The organism is Micromonospora sp. WMMD980 (assembly GCF_029626035.1).
Taxonomy (GTDB): domain Bacteria; phylum Actinomycetota; class Actinomycetes; order Mycobacteriales; family Micromonosporaceae; genus Micromonospora.
The window spans coordinates 4,307,479-4,330,445 of sequence record NZ_JARUBE010000003.1; the positions used below are offsets into that span (position 1 = coordinate 4,307,479).

At 74.9% G+C, this 22,967-nt stretch carries 18 protein-coding genes; 6 read left to right on the forward strand and 12 right to left on the reverse strand.

Features of this window, described 5'->3' with window-relative positions:
• The first annotated feature begins 65 nt into the window (after positions 1-65).
• Entirely contained in the window at positions 66-4,979 is a 4,914-nt protein-coding gene (locus O7618_RS20165; RefSeq protein ID WP_278107664.1) for a permease, read from the forward strand.
• Between the two features lie 332 nt (positions 4,980-5,311).
• Here O7618_RS20165 and purE read toward each other — a convergent pair whose 3' ends face one another.
• The 3 genes from purE to O7618_RS20180 form a co-directional block, all read right to left on the reverse strand.
• Positions 5,312-5,803 (reverse strand): 5-(carboxyamino)imidazole ribonucleotide mutase, encoded by a 492-nt coding sequence (gene purE / locus O7618_RS20170; protein ID WP_278107665.1) that lies wholly within the window; start codon positions 5,801-5,803, stop codon positions 5,312-5,314.
• The gene (locus O7618_RS20175; RefSeq protein WP_278107666.1) at positions 5,800-6,960 is read right to left on the reverse strand and encodes a 5-(carboxyamino)imidazole ribonucleotide synthase; all 1,161 of its coding nucleotides are present in this window, start codon (positions 6,958-6,960) and stop codon (positions 5,800-5,802) included. Before O7618_RS20175 ends, purE begins: the two co-directional genes overlap by 4 nt.
• Positions 6,961-7,060: 100 nt before the next feature.
• Entirely contained in the window at positions 7,061-7,555 is a 495-nt protein-coding gene (locus tag O7618_RS20180) for a hypothetical protein (RefSeq protein WP_278107667.1), read from the reverse strand.
• Here O7618_RS20180 and O7618_RS20185 point away from each other — a divergent pair.
• Positions 7,529-8,056 carry a helix-turn-helix transcriptional regulator gene (locus O7618_RS20185; protein WP_278107669.1) on the forward strand — a complete coding sequence of 176 codons (528 nt, stop codon included), beginning with the start codon at positions 7,529-7,531 and terminating at the stop codon, positions 8,054-8,056. The genes O7618_RS20180 and O7618_RS20185 overlap by 27 nt on opposite strands.
• A 38-nt stretch (positions 8,057-8,094) precedes the next feature.
• Here the strand turns inward: O7618_RS20185 and O7618_RS20190 are convergent, their stop codons facing one another.
• Both O7618_RS20190 and O7618_RS20195 read right to left on the reverse strand, forming a co-directional pair.
• Positions 8,095-10,131, reverse strand: a complete 2,037-nt coding sequence (locus O7618_RS20190; protein WP_278107671.1) for a thioredoxin domain-containing protein — start codon at positions 10,129-10,131, stop codon at positions 8,095-8,097.
• Between the two features lie 85 nt (positions 10,132-10,216).
• Entirely contained in the window at positions 10,217-11,107 is an 891-nt protein-coding gene (locus O7618_RS20195; RefSeq protein WP_278107672.1) for a hypothetical protein, read from the reverse strand.
• Between the two features lie 212 nt (positions 11,108-11,319).
• On the opposite strand from O7618_RS20195, the gene O7618_RS20200 reads away from it, so the two are divergent.
• Complete coding sequence (locus O7618_RS20200) at positions 11,320-12,342, forward strand: phosphatidylinositol-specific phospholipase C domain-containing protein (RefSeq protein ID WP_278107673.1); 1,023 nt, start codon at positions 11,320-11,322, stop codon at positions 12,340-12,342.
• 49 nt (positions 12,343-12,391) lie between these two features.
• Here O7618_RS20200 and O7618_RS20205 read toward each other — a convergent pair whose 3' ends face one another.
• The 3 genes from O7618_RS20205 to mca all read right to left on the reverse strand — a co-directional run bounded on the left by O7618_RS20205 (position 12,392) and on the right by mca (position 16,317).
• Positions 12,392-14,881, reverse strand: coding sequence for a bifunctional diguanylate cyclase/phosphodiesterase (locus O7618_RS20205; protein WP_278110084.1), 2,490 nt, complete (start codon positions 14,879-14,881; stop codon positions 12,392-12,394).
• A gap of 221 nt (positions 14,882-15,102) precedes the next feature.
• The gene (locus O7618_RS20210; RefSeq protein ID WP_278107674.1) at positions 15,103-15,387 is read right to left on the reverse strand and encodes a hypothetical protein; all 285 of its coding nucleotides are present in this window, start codon (positions 15,385-15,387) and stop codon (positions 15,103-15,105) included.
• A 48-nt stretch (positions 15,388-15,435) separates the two neighbouring features.
• On the reverse strand, positions 15,436-16,317 hold the full coding sequence (gene mca, locus O7618_RS20215) for a mycothiol conjugate amidase Mca (protein WP_278107675.1): 882 nt from the start codon (positions 16,315-16,317) through the stop codon (positions 15,436-15,438).
• Between the two features lie 246 nt (positions 16,318-16,563).
• Here mca and O7618_RS20220 point away from each other — a divergent pair, with 246 nt between their 5' ends.
• Positions 16,564-16,998: a DUF4307 domain-containing protein gene (locus O7618_RS20220; protein WP_278107676.1), complete on the forward strand. Its 435-nt coding sequence runs from the start codon at positions 16,564-16,566 to the stop codon at positions 16,996-16,998.
• A 146-nt stretch (positions 16,999-17,144) separates the two neighbouring features.
• On the forward strand, positions 17,145-17,645 hold the full coding sequence (greA, locus tag O7618_RS20225; protein ID WP_278107678.1) for a transcription elongation factor GreA: 501 nt from the start codon (positions 17,145-17,147) through the stop codon (positions 17,643-17,645).
• 133 nt (positions 17,646-17,778) lie between these two features.
• On the opposite strand, the gene ilvA is transcribed toward greA, so the two are convergent.
• From ilvA to O7618_RS20245, 4 genes are read right to left on the reverse strand one after another with little or no spacing between them, the layout of a single operon-like run.
• The gene (gene ilvA, locus O7618_RS20230) at positions 17,779-18,999 is read right to left on the reverse strand and encodes a threonine ammonia-lyase (protein WP_278107679.1); all 1,221 of its coding nucleotides are present in this window, start codon (positions 18,997-18,999) and stop codon (positions 17,779-17,781) included.
• Positions 18,996-19,904 (reverse strand): DUF4328 domain-containing protein, encoded by a 909-nt coding sequence (locus O7618_RS20235; RefSeq protein ID WP_278107680.1) that lies wholly within the window; start codon positions 19,902-19,904, stop codon positions 18,996-18,998. The genes ilvA and O7618_RS20235 overlap by 4 nt, the downstream gene beginning before the upstream one ends.
• 53 nt (positions 19,905-19,957) lie before the next feature.
• On the reverse strand, positions 19,958-21,370 hold the full coding sequence (locus O7618_RS20240) for an amidase family protein (protein WP_278107681.1): 1,413 nt from the start codon (positions 21,368-21,370) through the stop codon (positions 19,958-19,960).
• A gap of 17 nt (positions 21,371-21,387) precedes the next feature.
• Positions 21,388-22,530: a cystathionine gamma-synthase gene (locus tag O7618_RS20245; protein ID WP_278107682.1), complete on the reverse strand. Its 1,143-nt coding sequence runs from the start codon at positions 22,528-22,530 to the stop codon at positions 21,388-21,390.
• 96 nt (positions 22,531-22,626) lie between these two features.
• On the opposite strand from O7618_RS20245, the gene O7618_RS20250 reads away from it, so the two are divergent.
• Positions 22,627-22,953, forward strand: coding sequence for a hypothetical protein (locus O7618_RS20250; RefSeq protein ID WP_278107683.1), 327 nt, complete (start codon positions 22,627-22,629; stop codon positions 22,951-22,953).
• Positions 22,954-22,967 lie beyond the last annotated feature (14 nt).

The following is a 22,967-nucleotide window of genomic DNA, read 5'->3' on the forward strand; positions in this document are numbered from 1 at the left end:
CCCGGTCAAGGCATGCTTCTGAGTGGTCCACAGTGCGACGGGCGCGGGCGGACGGGAGACTGGTCGTGGAGAGCTTCAGGTGCGCCGCGTGCGGGCGGGAGAGCAAACCGGCCGCCGTCTGCCCACACTGCGGCGCGGCGCAGCCCCAGTGGGCCGAGCACCTGGCCGACATCGAGCGCTCGATCGCCGAGATGAAGGCCCGCGACGCCGAGATCGCCCGCGAGCAACGACAGATCGCCGCCAAGATGCAGGCCGCCCTCTTCCAGCGCGACATCCTCGCGCACGCCGGTGAGGAGCGGATCAAGCAGGCCACCCGGCCGCACAAGGTGCTGCGCCGGCGTCCGGGCCGCCGCCCGCCCACCGCCGCCACCGGCGCCCCGCCCCGGGTGCCCCGGCAAGGCACCCCGCCACCCGCGCCCGACGATCCGCCCCCGTCGCCGCCCCGCGGGCGTCCGCAGTGGCTCGACGTCGACGATCCGGAGCACCCGCCGGAGGCGTCCTCGCGCGAGGTGCAGAACATCCCCCTCGGGCTGGGCGCGCTGCTGCTCGGCGTCGCGGCGGTGGTCTTCGCCGCCGTCGCCACCAGCTCGATGGACGCGTTGGCCCGGCTCGGCGTGCTGCTGGTCGCCACCGTGCTGATGCTGCTCGCCCCGCCGGTGCTGGCCCGCCGCGGCCTCACCTCGACCGCCGAGACCATCGCCGCGGTCGGGCTGCTGCTGGTGCCGCTGGCCGGCTACGCGGTCTGGGCCGTCGACCGGATCGGCGGCGGCACCTCGGGGGCCGCGTTCGCCGGGTCGATCTTCCTGGTCACCACGGTGGTCGCGGTCGGCTACGCGTACGGCACCGGGCTGCGCGCCCCCCGCTTCGCCACCGTGCTGGCCGCCCAGCCGGTGCTGCCGCTGCTGGCCTACGAGCGGATCACCGGCCCGGCCGGCTGGGCCCTGGTGCTCACCGTGGTGGCCGTGCTGGACCTGGCACTGGCCCGGTCGGCGGTGGTGCGGGAACGACCGGTCCGGTCGGATCTGCCCGCCACCGCGCCCCGGGATCCGGCGCCGCCCCCGCGGCGTGCCGACGACGACCGGCCCGAGTCCGCGCCGGAGGAGTCCGCCGAGGTGCTCGGCGGGGAGCCGCCGCCCACCGGCCCGGATGACGCCGCCATTCGACCGGTGCCGTGGCTGCGCGAGCTGACCTGGTTGCTGCACGGCGCGGCGGTCGCGCTCGCCCTGGCGTACGCGGTCACCGCCCTGCTGCGGTCCGCCACCGTGCCGGCGGCCGCGGCGGCCGGCACGGTGCTGCTGCTGGCGGCGCTGACCGCGCTGGCCGGCGCGCTGGTGCTGCGCCGTCCGCCGCTGCCCGACGTGGGCGCCGGCATCGTCACGCTCGCGGTGATCGGCGCGCTCGGCCGGGTCGCCTCGGTGGCCCTGCCCAGCCGGTCCCTCCTGCTGATCGCCGCGGTCATCGCGCTCACCGGGTTGGCCGTCCGGGTGGTTCCGGAGGCGGCCCGCCGGGGGCCGCAGCTCGCCGCCGCGGTCGCTCTCACGGTCAGCGGCCTGGTGGTGGCCGGCGGGGCACTGCGCGCCGGGCTGGCCCCGGTGCGGGCGGCGCTGCCCGCCTGGTCGGCCGACCTGAGCGACTGGCACGCCGAGCTGGCCCGCGCGGTCGGTCCGACGGGCTGGCAGCTCGCCGCGAGCGCGCTGCTGCTCACGATCGCCGCGGTGGTCGCGTTGCCGGTCGAGATCCGGCGCGAGTTCGCCGTGGTCGGCGCGGCGCTCACCGCGCTCGCCGTGCCGGCCTCGCTCGGCCTGGGCTGGGCGGTGGCCTGCTGGCCGATGCTGCTGACCGCGGTCGCGGTCGGGGTGCTCGGGCTCACCGCCGGCACCGCACGCGCCGCCGTGGTGCACGCGGTGACCGCCGCCGTGCTGGGGTCGGCCGGAGCCGGGGCGGCGCTCGCCCGGCCGGCGCTCACCGCGGCCGCGCTGACCCTGCTCTTCCTGGCCGGCGCGCTGGTGTCGCTCGCGCCCCGGATCCACATCGCCGCCGCCGCGACCGATCCGGTCTGTGCCTGGGCCGCCGGCGGGGCCGCGTTCGCCCTGCCCGGCGCGGGGGCCGCGTTCGTCGCCGCCACCGTGCCGAGGCCGCCGGCACCCACCCCGGCCAACCTGCGCGAGATCACCGTTCCGATCCTCGCCGCGAGCTTCCTCGCCGTCTGCGTGACGCTCGCCTACGCCGCGCTGGTCCAGGTGGCGCAGCGGCAGCTGAGCATGCCGCACGCGCTCGGCACGGTGTTCGGCGCGGTGGCCGTCGCCGCCGCCGGCTTCGGCGCGCCCGGCGCCACCTCGGCCGACGTCTGGGTGGGCGGCCTGCTGCTGATCAGCGCCGCGTTGCTGGCGTTGGCCCCGCGGATCGACGCCGGGCGCCGCGCCGACATGTCGCTCGACGGATCGGACCTGGCCCTCGCCGCCACCACGGTGGCGCTCGTCGCCACGCTCGCCCGGATCGCCGCGGTGCTCGCGCCGGGTGGCCAGCTCGTGGTGGCGGCCGCGCTGGTGCTGGTGGTGGCGGTCGCCGCCCGGGCGCTGCCGGAGGAGTGGCGGCGCGGGCCGATCCTCGGCATCGCGGCCGGCGGCACGCTCATCGGTCTCATCGCCGCCTGGAGCGCCCTGCGCGGCGGTGTCGGGGTGCTGGCCACCCCCGGCCCGATCTGGGCCGGTGACCTGAGCGGCTGGCCGGCCGCGCCCACCGGCGGGGCGACGTGGCAGGCACCGGTGGCGCTGGCGCTGCTGGCGGTGACCGCCGCCGTCCTGCTGCCGCCACCCTGGAAGTACGACGTCTCCGGCGTGGCCGCGGTGCTCGCCACCGTGGGCGCGCCTGCCGCGTTCGACCTGCCCTGGTGGTCGCCGGTGCTGGTCGGCGCCATGGTGGCCACGGTGTTCGGGACGGCGGCGGTGGCCGCGGCGGACCCGCGGGCCGCGTTGTCCCGGGCCACCGTGGCCGGGGTGGTGGCGCTGCACGCCACCGGCGCCGGGCTGGTCCGGCCCTGGACCACGGCGCTGGCGCTGGGCAGCATCGCGGTGATCGGGGTGACGGTGGCGGCCCTGGCCCGGTCGTTCGCGCCGACCCTGGTGGAGGACGTCCGCACCGAGGGCATGCCGCCGCACCTGGTCCAGGTGGGCGGCGCGGCCGCCGGGGCGGCCCTGCTCGCCCTGCCCGGCGCGGTGGCCGCGCTGTCCGCCGAGTTCGGCCGTCCCGCGCAGGTGGTGCTCACCGCCGCGCTCGCCGCCGCCAGCATCGGCCTGGCCGTGGTCGCGGCGGTCCGCCGGCAGGTGCCGCAATACCTTCCGTACGCCAGCGTCGCCGTCGTCGGCGCGGCCACCGTGACCGCCGCCGCCGCGCTCCTCGTCCACCTGCCGGCCGGCGTGTTCGCCGCCGCCGCGGCGCTGCTCGGCGTGCTCGCCGAACTGATCCGGGCGGCCACCGTGCCGCCGGCCGGCTCGGCCCGGCCGGTGCGCCGCTGGTCGGTGCTGCTGAACGAGGCGCTGCGCCGGGACCGGGACGATCCCACCGAGCTGCGGTGGCGGGTCAGCCCGGCCGCCGGGGCGCTGGCCGCGGCGGCGCTGCCCACCGCGCTGGCGCTCGTCACCCTGGCGCCGCCGCTGGTGGTGGCGCTCTTCTCCACATTCGTCGTGCTGGGACAGGTGTGGCAGGGGCCGCCGCCGGAGCTGCTTACCCCGCCGCCGGACGCGGTGGACCCCACCCACGTGCTCACCGCCCTGTTGCTGACCGCGACGGCGGCGCTGGCCGCGACCGGGTTCAGCGGCGGTCGCCGCTCCCGGGCGGTGCCGGTGGTCCTACCCGGGGCGGCCCTCACGCTGCTGATCACGCCGGTGGCGCTCGGTCAGGGGTGGCCGGTCACGGCGCAGGCCGGGCTGGTCGTGTTCACCATCTCGATGCTGGGGCTGGCGCTGACCCCGCCGCCGGCGCTGGCCGAGCCGGGCCGGTCGATCCGGGTCGCCCGGGTGCTGGTCTTCGTCATCGGGCTGGCCGCCGGTGGCGCCGGGCTCGCCGGCGCCCTCGCCACCCGTGACCTGACCCTCATCACGCTCGGCAGCGCGGTCGCCGTGGGCCTGGTCGCCGCGTTCTTCGGCACCACCCAGCGGGCCCGCATCCTCGGTTGGCTGTTCGCCTCGCTGATGGCGCAGCTCTTCGTGCTGACGCTGGGTCTGGTAGCCGGGCTCGCGCCGGTCTGGTCCGCGTTCGGGGTGCTGGCGGTCGGCGCGGCGTTGCAGGTGTTCGCCGCCACCCTGCCCCGGCTGCGCCGCCCCGAGGCCTACCGGGAGGCGGCCACCGTCGAGTGGAGCGGTTACGGCGCGGCGCTGATCGCGCTGGCCCTCGCGTACGACTCGCCCCGGCACATCGCCGCGCTGCTCGCCGCCTGGGGTGCGGTGCTCGGGATCGCGGCCAGCCGTCCGGGGCGGCGCCCGATGGAGCGGAACCTGCTGTTCTGGGCGGTGGTGGCCTGCGAGATCAGCGCCTGGTGGATCCTGATGCGGGTGTCCGACGTGGCCCTGCTCGAGGCGTACACGCTGCCGTTCGCGGCACTGGCCCTGCTGGTGGGGGTGCTGCAACTGCGTCACCGGCCGGACATGTCGAGCTGGGTGGCGTACGGGCCGGCGCTGGTGACCGCGTTCCTGCCGTCGCTGGCGATCGTGGTGGCGACCGACTCCAGCATGCTGCGGCAGGTGCTGCTGCTGCTCGGCGCCGTGGCGGTGCTGATCTTCGGTTCGACGAGCCGGCAGCAGGCGCCGGTGATCGTCGGCGCGACGGTGACCGCGATCGCCGCGGTGCACGCGCTGTTCAGCCTCGGTCCGTGGCTGGTGCTGATCCCGGTCGGCCTGGTCCTGCTGGTGCTCGGCGCGAGCAACGAGCGCCGCCGCCGCGCCCAGGAGCGCCTGCAGACCGCGCTGCGCGGGATGCGCTGAGGCGTCGCCGTGCCCCACGCGCCAGCCGTCGCCCTGCCCGGCGCGTCGACGTGTCGCCCTGCCCGGCGCGTCAACCGGTCACTTTCCGTAGCGGTCGGCCGAGGCGGCCCTCACCCGCCCCGCCGCCTTTGCTCTGCAGCTGCGGGCGCATCGGTAACCGAACGCGACCGCGAACGACCGCGCGGGATCCGAGCATCGGTACCAAACACCAGCCCGGAGCCGTGCTGCGTCGGTGGCTGCAGAGCAAAGGCGGCGACGGGCCATAGCCTCACGTCACGAATTTGGTTACTCTCCGCGACCGGGGGCTCGACACGGAGGGTGAGCGTTTCGGGTCAGCGCAGCGAGGCACGGAGCGCGGCTTCCTTCTCGGCGACCAGGTCCTCCAGGCTCGCCTGATAGCCGGCCATCTTCTCGCGCAGCACCGGGTCGGCGGCCCCCAGGATGCGGACGGCGAGCAGCCCGGCGTTACGGGCGTTGCCGATCGACACGGTGGCGACCGGCACGCCGGCCGGCATCTGCACGATGGACAGCAGCGAGTCCATCCCGTCCAGATACTTCAGCGGCACCGGCACGCCGATCACCGGCAACGGGGTGACCGAGGCGACCATGCCGGGCAGGTGGGCCGCCCCGCCGGCACCCGCGATGATCACCCGGACGCCACGGCCGGCGGCCTCCCGGCCGTACTCGATCATCTTCAGCGGGGTGCGGTGTGCGGAGACCACGCCGACCTCGTGCGGCACGCCGAACTCGTCCAGGGCGTCGGCGGCGGCCCGCATGGTCGGCCAGTCCGAGTCGCTGCCCATGATCAGCCCGACGGTGCTCATTGGCGTCCCTCCTGGAGCCAGCGGGCCGCGCGCGCGGCCCGGGCCCGTACCTCGGCCAGGTCGGTCCCGAGCACCGTGACGTGCCCGATCTTGCGGCCCGGACGCACCTGCTTGCCGTACAGGTGGACCTTGGCTCCGGGCGCGGCGGCGAAGAGGTGGTGCAGCCGCTCGTCGATCGAGATCCCGCCCGGCTCGCCGCCGAGCACGTTCGCCATCACCACCACCGGCGCGGTGAGCGAGGTGTCTCCCATCGGATAGTCGAGCACCGCCCGCAGGTGCTGCTCGAACTGCGACGTGCGGGCGCCCTCGATGGTCCAGTGACCGGAGTTGTGCGGGCGCATGGCCAGCTCGTTGACGACCAGCCCGCCGGGCGTGTCGAACAGCTCGACCGCGAGCAGCCCGACCACGCCGAGCGCGGTGGCCAGGTCGATGGCGAGCTGCTGCGCGGCGACCGCCTGCTCCTCCGGCAGGTCGGGCGCGGGCGCCAGCACCTCGACGCAGATGCCGTCGCGCTGCACCGTCTCCACCACCGGGTACGCGGCGACCTGCCCGAACGGCGACCGGGCCACCTGCACGGCCAGCTCCCGGCGCAGCGCCACCCGCTCCTCCGCCAGCAGCGGGGTGCCGCCGTCGAGAAGCGTCGCGGCCAGCTCGGCGGCCTGGTCGGCGTCGTCGACCATCCAGACGCCCCGACCGTCGTAGCCGCCCCGGGCGGCTTTGAGCACCACCGGCCAGCCGACCTCCGCGCCGAACGCGACGAGGTCGGCCGGCGACTCCACCGGACGCCAGGCCGGGTTCGGCGCGCCCAGCTCGCCGAGCCGCTCCCGCATCACCCGCTTGTCCTGCGCGTGCACCAGCGCCTCGGCCGGCGGGAACAGTTTCACGCCCTCGTCGGTCAGCGCCCGGACGTGCGCGTTGGGCACGTGCTCGTGGTCGAAGGTGACCACGTCGCAGCCCTTCGCGAACGTGCGCAGCGCGGTCAGGTCGGTGTGGTCGCCGTACTGGACGTCGGCGGCGACGAGCGCCGCCCCGTCGTCCGGAGCGAGTGCCAGCACGCGCAGCGACTGGCCGAGGGCGATGGCGGCCTGGTGGGTCATCCGGGCGAGCTGGCCGCCGCCCACCATGCCGACGACGGGGAGTCCGGTACGGGAGTCCATAGCGCCGCCAGCCTAGCCGGACGGGCGACCGGGCCGGACCGCGAGGGCGGATGGTCCCACCGGCCCGCCTTGCCGACCGGCCCGTCGACGCGGCCACGGGTCAGCCTGCGGCCGGCACCACGACCCGGCGGGGCGCGCGGGCGACCTCGCGGGCGGTGACCCGGGCGATCAGGACCGAGCCGACCACCGTGGGCGCGAACCAGGCGATCAGGTTGCCGTCGGTCATCTCCACGGCGAAGCCGGTGACGAACGCGATCACGGTGCTGCCCATCAGGTTCAGGTGCCAGATCCGCCAGCCACGCGCGCCGAGGCGAGGCGGCCGGCGACGGGCGATCCAGACGCCGCCCACCAGCCAGCCGAGCGTCAAGGTGCCGAGCACGGCCAGCCCCCACAGCCGGGCCGGATCGAGGGCGAAGAGCCCGAACGCGCTGAGGCTCAGGCCCAGCGTCGCGACCGTGTACGCCCAGCCGAGCCGGGTGTGGCGGCCCCGCCGCTTCGACGCGAGCAGCACCGGCAGCGCGAGCAGCAGGCCGGTGGCACCGCAGGCGGCATGGATGAGAACGGGCCGATGACGGGTTGGGACCTGCTGGAACACGCCCAGCAGCGGATCGGTGCGTTCTGGTCGCTGACCCAGAGCCAGGTCTACCGGGAACTCGCCGCCATGGCGTCCGCCGGGCTGGTCCGGGCCGGCGAGCGAGGGCCACGCGACAGGCAGCCGTACGAGATCACCGACGCCGGTCGCGAGGCGTTCGCCGCGTGGGCCGTCAAGCCTCCGGCCGACGAGACCATCCGCTTCCCGCTGCTGCTCACCGTGCTCTTCGGGCGGCATCTCCCGCCACCGCGGCTCGCCGGACACCTCGCAACGCAGCGGGCCGCGCACGCCGCCCGGCTCGACGAGTACGAGCAGGTGGCCGCAGCGCTGCCGGACGGGGCCGACGACATCGAGCCGTACGCGGTGGCCACGCTGCGCTTCGGCCTGGCCTACGAGCGGGCGGTGCTGGAGTGGTTCGACACGCTGCCCGCGGCGCTCCGGCCGGCGCCCCCGGACGACGGAACCGGGGCGAGCGGCGGGGCCACGCCGACCGCCACCGACTGACGGCCGACCGGGAGCGCCGGCACGTCCGCCCCGACCGCTCAGGTGAGCTCGGCGACCAGCTCGTCGACGCTGGTCACCGGCCGCCGGCAGACGAACCCCCGGCAGACGTACGCGGTGGGCCGCCCGTCGACCAGCGGCCGGTCGGCCAGCAGCGGAACCCCGGGCTGATCGCTGCGCCCGGCCACCAGCACCGCGCCGGGCGGGGCGTGCCGGCGGGCCGCCGCGACGAGCGGGTCACCCTCCGGGTCGTCGGTCACCACCGCGATCTCGTACGGCCCGGAGAGCAGCGCCTCGCCGACCGTGGCGGCGTAGCCGGTGAACCGGGCGTGCCGGTCGACGATCGGCGCGACGGTCGACAGCGTCCGCTCGGCCGCCTCCCGGTAGCCCGTCTCGCCGGTCAGCGCCGCGTACGCGACCAACGCCGCGACGATCGCGGAGCGGCCGGAGGGGGTCGCGTTGTCGGTCGGGTCGGCGGGGCGGGCGACCAGACGCTCGGCGTCGTCGGCGGTGTCGTAGAACCCGCCGTCCGGCGCCGCGAACCGGGCCAACGCCACGTCGAGCAGCTCGCCGGCCAGAGCGAGCCAGCGCCCCTCGCCGGTGAGCTGGTGCAGCGCGCAGAACGCCTCCGCCACGCAGCCGTAGTCCTCCAGCACCCCGGCCGGCTCGCCGACCACCCGGTCCCGGGAGACCCGGCGCAGCCGGCCGTCCACCAGGTGCACGGCGGCCAGGTGCTCGGCGGCGTCGCGCATCGCGCCGTCGGCGACGATGACCACGCCCTCCATCAGGTTCGCGTCCTCGTCGTCGGGGGACGCGTGGAGCGCGGCGACCTGCTGGAACTCCGCGAGCGCGGTGATCGCCAACCCGTTCCAGGCGGCCACCACCTTGTCGTCGCGGGCCGGTTGGGGACGGGTGTCCCGGGCGGCGAGCAGCCGGCCCACCACCTCGCGCCAGCGGGCCCGGACCGCCGGGTCGGCGTCGTCGACGTCCCGGGCCAGCCTCAGCACGCTCGCGCCCTCCTCGAAGGTGCCCGCTTCGGTGACGGTGAACAGGTCGGCGGCGAAGCGGCCGTCGGACTCCCCCAGCACCTCGACGAGCTGGGCGGGCGTCCACACGTAGGTGAGCCCCTCGACCCCCTCGGTGTCGGCGTCCAGGGCCGAGGCGAAGCCCTCACCGGCCCGGTGCAGCTCGTCGGCGAGGAAACGCGCGGTGTCGCGGGCCACCCGGCGGGCCAGCCGGTCACCGGTGACCCGCCAGAGCTGGGTGTAGACCCGCAGCAGCAGCGCGTTGTCGTAGAGCATTTTCTCGAAGTGCGGCACGGTCCAGTGGCCGTCCACAGAGTAGCGGGCGAAGCCGCCGGCGAGCTGGTCGTTCAGGCCACCGCGGGACATCGCCTCGGCGGTGTGCCGGACGATCTCCAGGCTGCGCGCCGAGCCGGTGCGACGGTGGTGCCGGAGCAGGAAGAGCAGGTTCATGTGCGGCGGGAACTTCGGCGCGCCGCCGAAGCCGCCGTTCGTCTCGTCGTACTCCTGCGCGAGCTGGGCGGCGGCGGCGTCGAGCAGCCCGGCGGTGAGCGGGGCGGTCACGCCGCCGACGGCCTGGGCGCCGCCGATCGCCTCGACCACGGCGGCGCCCTGGCGCAGCACCGCGTCCCGCTGCTCCCGCCAGGCGGTGGCGACGGAGCCGAGCAGGCGGATGAAGTCGGCCCGGGGGAAGTAGGTGCCGCAGAAGAACGGGGTGCCGTCCGGGGTGGCGAACACCGTCATCGGCCAGCCGCCCTGGCCGGTCATCGCCTGGGTGGCGGTCATGTAGACGGCGTCGACGTCGGGACGTTCCTCCCGGTCGACCTTCACGCAGACGAAGTCGTCGTTCATCAGCCGGGCCACCGCGTCGTTCTCGAACGACTCGTGGGCCATCACGTGGCACCAGTGGCACGCCGCGTAGCCGACCGAGATGAGCACCGGCACGTCACGCCGTTCGGCCTCGGCGAACGCCTCGTCGCACCAGGGCCACCAGTCGACCGGGTTGTCGGCGTGCTGGAGCAGGTAGGGCGAGGTGGCCTGGGCGAGTCGGTTCACCGTCCGACCATAGCGAGCGCGCGGGGTCGGCGCGCCACGAGTGCACCGGCCGGACCGGGACGGCGGCCCCGGCCCGGCCGGTGGGTCACCGGGTCAGCGTGAGCGTCGAGGTGTCCGTCACGGTGAACTCGTTCGAGTATTCGAAGTCGCGGACCGGCACCTCGGTGACGGCCTGCGCGGTGCCGCGCCGGAACCTCACGTCGGCCGGGTAGGTGGTGGCCGACCAGGGCACCGCCCGGCCCGGGGCGCACGGGACCTGGATGTCGTAGCGACCGCGCACCAGACCCGCCTTCTTCTGCTGCTGGGCCAGGTCGCCGCCCACGTCGATGGTCTCCGCCCGGGTGCAGGTCACCGTGCCGCGCACGGTGGCGATGCCCTTCTTGCTCACCGTGGCCACCGGGTCGACGGTCAGGGTGACGTCGAGCGCCGGCACCGGTGGCGGGTTCGAGATGTGGATCTCACCGCGCAGACCGCCGGTCGCACCCTCGCAGCGGATCTCGAAGGTGGCGTCGAAGCGCTCGACGTAGTCGAACGGGCCCCAGGCGGCGTCGAGAACGGTGAACGAACCGGTGCTCTGCGCGCAGGAGCGCCCCCAGCCGCCGTTGGCGAGGCTGATGCCGGCCACGTGGTTCTCGCCGTCGGGCTGCCCGACTTTCTGGTAGGTGTCACCCGCCTCCAGCGCCGGGGCCGTGAGGGCGAGGTCCCAGGTGTTGTCGAGGTCGTTCCAGAAGGCCATCTGGAACTGCTGCCCGTGCCAGCCCGACGCGTTCATCTCGTCGCCCGGTGTCGGCTGGGCGGAGCTGTAGGAGTAGGACCTGCCGGCGGTGATCGGATCACCCGGCTCGCCGGTGACGCTGAACGACCAGGTCTGCACCGGACGGGCCTGGGCCGGCGCGGAGCCGGCCAGACCGGCGGCGCCGGCCGTCAGCGCCGTCGTCGCGGCGAGCAGGACCCGTCGCCAGGAGCGTCTCGTCATCGTCGTCCCCCCCGTGTGGACATCCGCAGGACGTCGTCGCCGAGCGCTGCCCGAAGACTATGGCCGATCGCTCGCACCCGCTGCCCCGCACCGGCGAGATGTCGGCACCTCGACGACTCGCCACGGATCATCCTTCCACTATTCACCTTTGTCTATTTGAATCAGCGCATGCCCGGCGCGCCCACCGCCGGTACGTCCGAAGGAGACGGTCCATGCGCAGACTCCCCGCCCTGCTCGCCCTCGCCGCCCTCGCCGGCGCGCTCACGCCGGGCACCGCGTCCGCCGCCGTGCCGCCGGAGACCCGGTGGTCCGCCAGCACCGCCGTCGGGATCCACAACACGTACGAGCGTGGCACCTACACCTACCTGGCCCAGGCGCTCGACGCCCGGCCCGGGCTGATCGAGCTGGACGTCTGGCCGGACGTGCTCACCCGGCAGTGGCGGGTCAGCCACAGCAACCCGCTCGGCAACGACAACAACTGCGTGGCGGCCACCAGCGCCGCGCAGCTCTACACCGGCACCCGGAACAAGAACCTGGAGAACTGCCTGGACGACATCCGGCTCTGGCTCGGCGCCCACCCCGACGCCGGTCCGGTGGTCCTCAAGCTGGAACTCAAGACCGGCTTCAGCAGCCGTACCGGGCAGGGCCCGGCCCAGCTCGACGCGGTCCTCGCCGCGCGCCTCGGCGACCGGGTGTTCCGCCCGGCCGACCTGCTCGGCGGCCACCCCACCCTGGACGCCGCCGCCCGCGCCGACGCGTGGCCGACCCGGGCGCAGCTCGCCGGCAAGGTGCTCGTGGAGCTGATCCCCGGCACCGTCGAGGAGGGCAACCCGACCGACACCCTCTGGACCGACGTGGAGTACGCCCGCCACCTGGCCGGCCTGGCGGCTGCCGGCACGCTGGGCACCGCCCGGGCGTTCCCGGCCGTGCACCGGGCCCAGTCCGGCGACCCCCGGTCCCGGTACGCGGACACCGCGCTACGGCAGTGGTTCGTGCTCTTCGACGGCGACACCTCGGCGTACGTCGGCGGCGGCATCGACACCGCCTGGTACGACGCGAACCACTACCTGCTGGTGATGACCGACGCGCAGAACGTGTCGCCGGCCGTCCCCGCCGGTGACGCCGACGCGGCGGCGGCCCGGGTCGCCCAGTTGGCCCGCGCGCACGCCAGCATCGCCTCGGCCGACTGGGCCGCGCTGCCCACCGTCCTCGACGACGTGCTGCCGCGCGGCTGAGCACCCCGCACCGCGCCGCCGGAGGTGCCTCCGGCGGCGCGGATCCGGCTCAGGAGGCGCCGTCGGCGCGCAGCGGGAAGACGTTGTCGCGGGCGGTGTCGCGCAGCGAGCCGAGCACCGCGCCGATCTTGTCCGCCGGCATCGGCTTGAAGAAGTGGTAGCCCTGGGCGGCGGTGCAGCCCAGCTCGGCCAGCGCGGTGCGCTGCTCGGCCGTCTCCACGCCCTCGGCCACCACCCGCAGGCCCAACTCGTGGGCGAGCCCCACGGTGGTCCGCACGATCGCCGCCGCCTCCGGCGAGTCCGCCATCCGGATCACGAACGAGCGGTCCACCTTCAGCTCGTCCACGGCGATCCGGGTGAGGAACGTCAACGAGGAGAAGCCGGTGCCGAAGTCGTCGACGGCGAGCTGCACGCCCATCGTCCGCAGCGTGGCCAGCACCTCGTCGATCACCTCCAGCTCGCTCATCACCACCGTCTCGGTGATCTCCAGGACCAGCCGGTGCGGTGGCACCTGGTGCCGGCGCAACGCCTCCTCGATCTCGGCGGGCAGCCGGGGGTCGAGCAGGCTGCGCGCCGACAGGTTCACCGAGATGGGCACGTCCAGGCCCTCCCGCGCCCACCCGGCGGCCACCTCCAGCGCCTTGTTCAGCACGTAGCGGGTGAAGCTGCCGAGCTGCTCGCTGTTCTCCACCGGGCGGATGAAGTCGGACGGGCCGAGCCAGCCCCGGCGCGGGTGCCGCCAGCGGATCAACGCCTCCACCCCGGTCGGAGCGCCGGTGGCGAGGTCCACCGCCGGCTGCAACGCCAGCACCAGCTGGTCGTCGGCGGCGAGCGCCTCCCGCAGCTCCGCGAGCAACGCCAGGTGGTCGGTGCTCGCCGCGTCCCGGGAGCTGTCGTACGCGGCGACGCTGCCGCCACCCTCCTTCGCCTGGTACATGGCGATGTCGGCACGTCGCAGCAGCTCGGTCAGGTCGGCGGTGCCGGCGTCGGCCACCACCACGCCGACCGCCACCTCGACGGACATCCGCACCCCGGCCACCTCGGTCGGCGCGGCGAGGCGCTCGGCGACCTCCCGGGCCTGGCGCAGCGCGTACGCCAGCGGGGCCGTGCGGTCCTCGACCATCGGGACCGAGGTGAGCAGCAACGCGAACTCGTCGCCGCCGAGCCGGCCGAGCAGGTCACCGGGCCGGGTCAGCACCGCCAGCCGATGGGCGGTGAGCCGCAGCAACTGGTCGCCGGCGGCGTGCCCGAGGGTGTCGTTGACCTCCTTGAACTGGTTCACGTCCAGCAGCAGCAGGGCCACCGGATGATCGTGCGGGCGCTGCCGCAGCGCCTGGTCGCCGCGGGTCAGCAGGGCCGCCCGGTTGAGCAGCCCGGTGAGCTGGTCGTGCACCGCCTCGTACGACGACCGGGCGGTCACCAGCCGCAGCTCGCGGTGGGTCGCGGCGTCGTGCAGGGCGGCGGCCAGCGCGTCGGAGAAGGCGGCCACGCCGTCGCGTTCGGCGTGGCTGGGCGGGGCGGACCTGGCGAACCGCACCCGCAGCCGGCCCACCTCGACGGTGCCCACGGCGAGCCGCCGCACCAGTTCGTGCTCGCTCGGGCCGGCGCACGCCTCGGGCTCCGCCTCGCAGTCGCGCACCTGCCCGCCGAGGTCGGCCCGGTAGCGGCGCCAGCGCCCATCCCCGCGCGCCACGTCCACCTCGACCAGCTCGGCGCCGAAGAGGGTGAGCGCGCCGTTCACCGCGGCGGTCGCCACGCCGCGTTCGTCGAGCTGGTTGAGCGCGGCGGTGGCCTCGGCGAAGGCCCGCCAGGTGCGCCGTTCCGCGTCGGCCCGGAGCCGGTGCCGGTAGGTCTGCTGGAGCAGCCACAGCGGCGGCGGCAGGAGGAGCAGCCAACGTGGGTCCAGCTCCAGCAGCACGACCACCACCAGGCCGACCGCGACGTTGCCGACGAACATCGGCAGCTTGCCGCGGAGCGCGGCGAGCAGCGGCGGCCCGATCGGGATGCCGTGTCGCAGGGCGATGGTGGCGGCGCCGAGCCAGCCGGTGGTGACCAGGTACGTGGCCGCGCCGGCGGCCAGCGCGAGGGCCAGTTCCGGGGTGGGCGCGGCCAGCAGCGGCTGGCCGAGCGCGCTGGCGACGGCACCCGCCAGCGCGGTGGCCGCGGTGAGCGAGGCGGTGATGCGGACCAGTTCCAGCACCGGCCGCCGGTCGGACACCAGCGACATGGTGGTCCAGGCGGCGCCGGCGCCGAGCAGCGCCGCGGCCGGGAGCCAGCCGGCGGGCACCAGCCAGAGGCAGACCACGAGCGCGGCCTCGCCCCAGGTGATGCTGACCATGCCGGCCGCGGTGCGGAAGCGCAGCCGGGCGAGTTGGGCGACCGCGAAGGCGACGGCGGCGAGGCCGAAGCGCGCCGGACCGGGCAGCGGGTCGTCCGCCGGCAGGTGCGCCGGGACGCCGAGCCCGAGCACGGCGGCCAGCAGCGCGGTGACCGCGACCGCGGCGGTCAGCAGCACGACGCTCACCGGCGTGCCGCGCAGGCCGAGCCGGTCCGGGGGACGGTCGGCCGGCTCGGACGTCACGGCTCCGCTCCGGCGGGACGTTGATTCGGGGCACGGTCGGGACCCGCTGCTGCCCTCGACATCGGCGCCCCCTTCCGCGCAGGGTCCGGGGCCTGACGGTCCCCCCGGCGGAAGGCTAAGCCAAAGCCGGTGGTCGCAACAGGGGTGAACGACCGGCTCGGGCGTGATTCACGCGGTGTTCAGCCGTTGCGGCGCTGCTGGGAGCCGTTGGGAGCATTCGTCGGTGAATCCTGCTCGACGGCCCCGTCTGTCGGATCAAGGACTGCCGCGTCCGCCCGGCCCGGCTCGCCCGGGCGCGGGAACCGGTCGGGCAGCCGGCGCAGCCGAGCGTTCATGTTGCGGATGAGCAGGACGGTGGCGGTGGCCAGCACGATGATGAGGAAGAGGCCCATCGGGCCGGCCAGACCACCCGTGCGGGTGTCACCGAAGTTGTTCTCCGCGAGCACCTGGGCGGTGGTCAGCATGGTGTTCCTCCGATGTGCGGCTGACGACCAGGGTAGCTCCCGCCGACGTCAGCGGGCACGGCACGTCTCGCGCACCCCGGCGAAGAGGTCGGACTCGGGCAGCGGGCTGTCCACCAGCGAACGGGCGAGCTGGAAGTCCTCCGTCGGCCAGGCGCGCTGCTGCAGGTCCATCGGCACCTGGAACCAGAACCCGTCGGGGTCGATCTGGGTGGCGTGCGCGCGCAGCGCGTCGTCGCGGACCGGGAAGTAGGTGGCGCAGTCGACCCGGGTGGTGATCCGCTCGCCCTTGTCGGGTCGCTCCTCCCAGCGCTTCATCCAGTCGCCGTAGGGCGACTCGTGGCCGGCGGCGAGCATCGCCTCGTGCAGGCTCATGATCTTGGCGCGCGAGAAGCCCACGTCGTAGTAGAGCTTCAGCGGCTGCCACGGCTCGCCCAGCTCCGGGTGACGCTCGGGGTCGCCGGCCGCCTCGAACGCCGCCACCGCGACCTTGTGGGTCATGATGTGGTCCGGGTGCGGGTAGCCGCCCTCCTCGTCGTAGGTGGTGACCACGTGCGGGCGGAACTGTCGCATCAGCCGCACCAGCGGCGCGGCGGCGACCTCCACCTCCTGCAGCGCGAAGCAGCCCTCCGGCAGCGGCGGGAGCGGGTCGCCCTCGGGCAGCCCGGAGTCGACGAAGCCGAGCCAGGCCTGCTCGACACCGAGGACGGCGCGGGCGGCGTCCATCTCGGCCCGGCGGATGTCGCCGATGTTGGCCCACACGTCGGGGCGGTCCATCTTGGGGTTCAGCACGCTGCCCCGCTCACCACCGGTGCAGGTGACGACCAGGACATCCACCCCCTCGGCGACGTATTTCGCCATGGTGGCGGCACCCTTGCTCGACTCGTCGTCGGGATGGGCGTGCACCGCCATGAGACGCAGTTGCTCTGCCACCTTCGGCGCTCCTCGTCTGTGCCGGCCGACCGGCCCGTCCCCGGGCCGACCGGCTGACCTGCCGGAATCTCCCCCCGCGCCCGCGAACGCCCCCGTGACGGCCGGTCGGGACCGTTGCCGGAGTGGTCGGGACCACCCTGGCCGGTCGAAGCCGACCTGCCATCCTTGACTCAGCGCCGGGCTGGGAAGATGGACCCTGCCATTCTTGCCGATGCCGCCGACAACAACGCCAGGAGATACCCGCCGGTGAGCGAGACGCACACCACAGTCGCACCGGACACGCCCGTCTTCCCGCCCGGCCGGTACGGCCGCCGCCGGGAGCCGGGGCGCCGCCGGCCACTCCTGCTCGCCCTGGTGGTCGCGGTCGTGCTGGCCCTCCTCGGGTTGGGCGCCGCGAAGCTCTACACCCAGTACGGCGATCCCGACTACCAGGGCGAGATGATCAGCTACACCGGGATCACCGACTCCCGGGTGGTGGTCGACTTCCGGGTCACCGTGCCGCCGGGCGGCTCCGCCACCTGCCTGCTGCGGGCCCGCTCGCACGACGGCGCCGAGGTGGGCCATGTCGAGGCCACGGTGACCGCCGCACCCGGCCAACGCCACGTCCGGACCACGCGGGAGGTGCCGACCACCGCCCGGCCGTTCATCGGCGAGGTGCTGCGCTGCCGACCGGCCGGCTGAGCCGGACCCCCGGCGAGCCGCCGGGACACGCACCCCAGGTCCCGCCACCGGCACCCGGGGTGATCGACCACACCCCGACGGGTGCGGCACTGGTAACTTGGTGGTTTCACCTGTCAGCCAGTCCGCACCAACCGAGGAGATCGCCTGTGTCCACAAACGGAAACGAGGCGCCCGCCACCTGGCTGTCCCAGGACGCTCACGACCGCCTCCAGGCCGAGCTCGACGAGCTGATCGCCAACCGGCCGGTCATCGCCGCCGAGATCAACGCCCGGCGCGAGGAGGGCGACCTGCGGGAGAACGGTGGCTACCACGCCGCCCGCGAGGAGCAGGGCAAGGCCGAGGGTCGCATCCTCTACCTCAAGGAGCTGCTGCGCACCGCCAAGGTCGGTGAGGCGCCGGACGCCGACGCGGTGTCGCCCGGCATGGTCGTCACGATCTACTTCGACGACGACGCCGACGACACCGAGACGTTCCTGCTCGGCTCCCGCGAGATCGCCTCCACCACCGACCTCACCGTCTACAGCCCCGAGTCCGCGCTCGGCAAGGCGATCCTCGGCGGCAAGGCGGGGCAGACCTGCACCTACACCGCGCCCAGCGGCGCCGACATCAAGGTGACCGTGGTCTCCTTCGAGCCCTACTCGGGCTGACCCGCCGGCGGACCCGCGCCGGCCGGCTCGGGTCCGACCCGACCGAGGCTGACAGGCTCCTCGGCCCGAGCCACACATCGCCGAACGCCCCGACCGGATCATCCGGCCGGGGCGTTCGCGGGTGCGGGCGCGCTCAGCCCTCGCCCGCGAAGACCACCTGGTAGCCGCTGGCGCGCAACGCGCTGATCAACGTGTCCGAGTGCTCCACCCCGCGGGTCTCCACGGAGAGCGCCACCTCCACCTCGCCGAGCCGCAGGTGCGGGTTGGCGCGCTGGTGCACCACGTCCACCACGTTGGCCCGGTGCTCGGCGATCTCGCCGAGCAGCGAGGCGAGCTGACCGGGCCGGTCGGTGCAGCGCACCGTGATGCGCAGGAAACGCCCGGCCGCCGCCAGGCCGTGCTCGATCACCCGGAGCATCAGCAGCGGATCGATGTTGCCGCCGGAGAGCACCGCCACCGCCGGCGTGGCCACCTCCACGGCGCCGGCCATCAGCGCCGCCACGCCGACCGCCCCGGCCGGCTCCACCACCTGCTTGCCGCGCTCCAGCAGCATCAGCAACGCCCGGGAGATGTCCTCCTCGGAGACCGTGACGACCTCGTCGACCAGCTTGCGGACGTGGGTGAAGGTCAGCTCGCCGGGACGACCGACGGCGATGCCGTCGGCGATCGTGGCGAAGGCGGGCAGCCGGACCGGCTCGCCGGCCCGCAGCGAGGGCGGGAACGCGGCGGCGCTCGCCGCCTGAACCCCGATCACGCGTACGTCCGGACGCAGCGCCTTGGCCGCCACCGCCATCCCGGAGACGAGCCCGCCGCCGCCGACCCCGGTCACGATGGTGCGCACGTCCGGACACTGTTCGAGGATCTCCAGCGCCACCGTGCCCTGGCCGGCGATGACGTCCGGGTGGTCGAACGGGTGGATGAACACCGCGCCGGTCCGCTCCGCGAACGTCTGCGCCGCGACCAGAGACTCGTCCACCGTGTTGCCGACCAGCTCGATCCGGGCGCCGTACCCCTTGGTCGCGGCGACCTTCGGCAGCGGCGCGTTGACCGGCATGAAGACGGTGGCCTGCGCGCCGACCAGGCCGGCGGCGAGCGCCACGCCCTGGGCGTGGTTGCCGGCGCTCGCCGCCACCACGCCGCGGGCCCGCTCCTCGGCGGAGAGCCGGGAGATCCGCACGTACGCGCCGCGCACCTTGTACGACCCGGCGCGCTGGACGTTCTCGCACTTGAGCCAGACCGGCCCGCCGAGCGCGGCGCTGAGCGGCCGGGACGGCTCCAGCGGGGTGGTGCGGGTGACGCCGGCGAGCAGTTCCCGCGCGGCCTGAACGTCGGCGAGGCCGACCATCTCCGTCATGCCCCGATCGTGCCACCCACCCCCGGCGGAACCTGCGGCGACGTCGGCGACGGCCCGCCGGTACCAGGCGCGGAGGCACCGGGCACGGGCGCGGGGGCACCCGGCGCCGGCCAGCCGGGCTGCCCGTTGGGCCAGCCGGGCCAGGCGGGCACCGCCCGGGCGAGGCGGTCCTGCTGGGCGGCGGAGATCCGGCGGACCAGCACCACGAACGATGCCGCGGCGACCAGGCAGGCCACCGCCGGCACCAGGCGCGGCAGGAGCGCCTCCTGGTAGAAGTCGACGTAGGTGGCGAACTCCTCGTCGTTGCGCGGGAACTCGGTCAACCGGTCGTACCGGCCCTCCTCCATCTTCGCGACCACCCGCTCCCCGATCGAGAAGACCAGCCAGGCCGACCACCAGAGCACGACGAGCCCTGGCACCCGCCGACGCCACAGGCTGAACCGGGCCACCTCGGCCACCACCCGGACCGGCACGACGAAGTTGGCGATCGGCACCAGCCAACCGGCGATCGCCCAGGCGGCGCTCTGGGTCGGCGCGGCGCCGAACGCGTCCAGGTTCTTGCGCACCCGCCAGGTCCAGATCACCACGAGCGTCGCGGCGACCAGCATGGCCACGATGAACGGCAGCGTCACCAGCACCTCGGCCAGCACCGCGCCGAGCAGCACGTCCCGGTCGAGCTGCTCGGCGGCGGACCGGGCCAGGCGGACGCCCACCAGCGGGAACAGCGCGGAGAGCGTGAACAGCACGGCGGTCGCGCCGACCGCGACGCCGGCGGCCAGCCCCAGGCCCCGGACGGCGTACGTGGGCACGCCGGGCAGGACCGCGGGCTGGCCGTGGCGGGTGCCGCAGCGCTGGCACTCGTCGAAGGCGGGGGACGTGGCGTCGCCACAGGTCTGGCAGTGCATCTCAGGACCGTCCGAAGGGGTGCGCGCGAGGGGGGTGCGCACAACTTAGACGATCACGCCGCGGCGGGTGACCCCGTTCCGACCCGGGGGTAGCCGGGGGCGTGCCGCGTCCACGGCGCCTGCATCTCGAACTGGCCGGCGACCCCCAGCAGCAGCAACTCGGAGCCGGGCGGGCCGACGAACTGCACCCCGACCGGCAACCCGTCCGGGCGGCGGCCCACCGGCACCACGATCGACGGCAGGCCGGCGATGTTCCACGGCGCGGCGTACGGGGCGTACCGGATGTTCGTCCGCATGTTCGCCAGCCAGGACCGGCCGGACCAGCCGACGGCCTCCGGCGGCGGCCCGGCCAGCGCCGGGGTGAGCAGCAGGTCGACCGAGTGGTCGTCGAAGAAGTGCACCGACCGCTCGCGCCAGGCGGCCCGGTCTGCCTCCCGGACGTACCCACGGCGCTGCGCCCACTCGCCGAGCGCGACGTGCCGGCGGCTGCGCCGCTGGAGCTGGCGCGGCGCCACCCCGGCGGCGCGCACGTCGGCGGCGGCCGCCGCGAACCAGGTGGCGATGCCCTGCAGGCCGAGCCGGGTCGGGTAGACCGGGTCGGTGGGCACGGTGTCGTGCCCGGCGGCGGCGAGCAGCCGACCGGCGGCGGTGACCGCGTCGCGGTTCGACGAGTCCGGGGAGACGCCCTTCACCGGGGAGCGCAGCGACACGCCCACCCGCAGCCGGGGCGGCGGGACCAGCTTGTCCGGCCGACGACCGGCCAGCACCGAGAAGCCGACCACCGCGTCGGCCACCGTGCCGGTCAGCACGCCGTGCTCGGTGAGCCCGAACCAGTCGTCCGCGCCGAGCTGGCAGGGCACCACGCCCCGGCCGGGCTTGAGCCCGACCAGGCCGCAGCAGGCCGCCGGGATGCGGATCGAGCCGAGGCCGTCGTTGCCGTGGGCCATCGGCACCATCCCGGCGGCCACCGCGGCGGCCGCGCCGCCGGAGGAGCCGCCGGGGGTACGCGCCGGATCCCAGGGATTGCGGGTCACCGCGGTGTCGTCGTCGGTGAGGGCCCACAGGCCCAGCTCCGGCATCCGGGTCACGCCGAGGATCACCGCGCCCGCGCCGCGCAACCGGCGGACCACCTCGTGGTCGGCCTCGGCCACGCCGGTACGCATCGCGGCGGACCCGTTCCAGGTGGGCAGGCCGGCCACCGGCGTGTTCTCCTTGACCGCCACCGGCACCCCGGCCAGCGGAAGGTCGGCCAGCTCCTCCTGCTCGTCGACCTTCTCCGCCTCGGTGATCGCCTCGCCGCCGCGTACCGTGCGGAACGCGGCCAGTTCGGCGTCGACCCGGGACACGTGGTCGAGGTGGTCGGCCACCACCTGGGTGGCGGAGACGTCGCCGCGGCGTACCGCGCGGGCGATCTGTTTCGCGGTCGCCCCGACCCAGGTCGTCGGCAAGATGTCCGGCACTGCCACCCTCCGTCGTCCAGCGGTCAGCCCAGTGCCTGCTCCAGATCCGCGAGCAGGTCGTCGACCGTCTCGATGCCGACAGACAGTCGCACGAGATCACCGGGAACTTCAAGCGGCGAGCCGGCAGCGCTCGCGTGTGTCATCCGGCCCGGGTGCTCGATCAGGGACTCGACGCCGCCCAGCGACTCGGCGAGCACGAACAGCCGGGCCCGGTTGCAGATCTCGACGGCGTGCTCCTCGCCACCGGCCGCCCGGAACGAGATCATGCCGCCGAACCGGCGCATCTGCTTGGCGGCCACCTCGTGCCCCGGGTGCGACGGCAGGCCCGGGTAGATGACCTGGGCGACCTTCGCGTTGCCGTCCAGGAACGCGGCGATCCGCTCGGCGTTGTCGCAGTGCCGGTCCATCCGTACCCCGAGGGTCTTGATGCCGCGCAGGGTGAGCCAGGCGTCGAACGGGCCGTTGATCGCGCCCATCGCGTTCTGGTGGTAGCGCAACTCCTCGCCGAGCGCCCGGTCCGCGGCGACCAGCGCGCCACCGACCACGTCGGAGTGCCCGCCGACGTACTTGGTGGTGGAGTGCACCACCACGTCCGCGCCGAACGCGATCGGCTGCTGGAGATAGGGCGAGGCGAACGTGTTGTCGACCACCAGCAGCGCGCCGGCGTCGTGCGCCACGGCGGCCAGCGCGGCGATGTCGGCGATGCCGAGCAGCGGGTTGGTCGGCGTCTCCACCCAGACGATCCGGGTGGCGCCGGGCCGGATCGCGGCGCGGACCGCGTCCGGGTCGGAGACCTTCGCCGGGGTGTAGTCCAGGCCCCAGCGTTCGGCCACCTTCGCGAACAGCCGATAGGTGCCGCCGTACGCGTCGTCCGGGATCACCACGTGGTCGCCGGGCTTGCACACGGTGCGCAGCAGCGTGTCCTCGGCGGCGAGGCCGCTGGCGAAGGCGAGCGCCACCGGGCCACCCTCCAGCGCGGCCAGGCACTCCTGCAACGCGTCCCGGGTGGGGTTGCCGGAGCGGCTGTACTCGTAGCCCTCGCGGGGCGCGCCGACGGCGTCCTGGGCGTAGGTGCTGGTCTGGTAGATCGGTGGAATCACCGCGCCGGTGCGGGCCTCGGGGTCCTGGCCGGCGTGGATGGCGAGCGTCTCGAAGCCGTGACTCATGCCCGAGACGTTAGTCGGCCGGTCCGTCCGGCCGCCGGGAACCCGGGCGCGGGTCACATCCATGAGGTTGTCGGGCCGGTCGGCCATACTGGGCCGGTGAGTTCGACCGACGCGCTGCCGTCCCGCCTGCTCGGCGTGATCGACCGGATCCCAACCTCGCTGGAGGCCCTGGCCGGTCCACGAACGGGCCGGGTGAGCCTGCCGCTGAGGCTCGCGTGGTCGGGCCCGACCGATTACGACCTCGACGATGCGCGTGAACGGCTGACCCTCTACTGCCTTCTGCTCGACTGCGGCCAGCGGAGCGATGTCGTCCGATACGTCAACGCCGCGCTCCTCCGCCAGGACTGGCCGCGCATTCGACGGTTGACCGCGCGCCGCGTGACACGCCTCTGGGAGCGGCGTCTACCGGACCTCGCCGCCTGACGATGGACGAACTG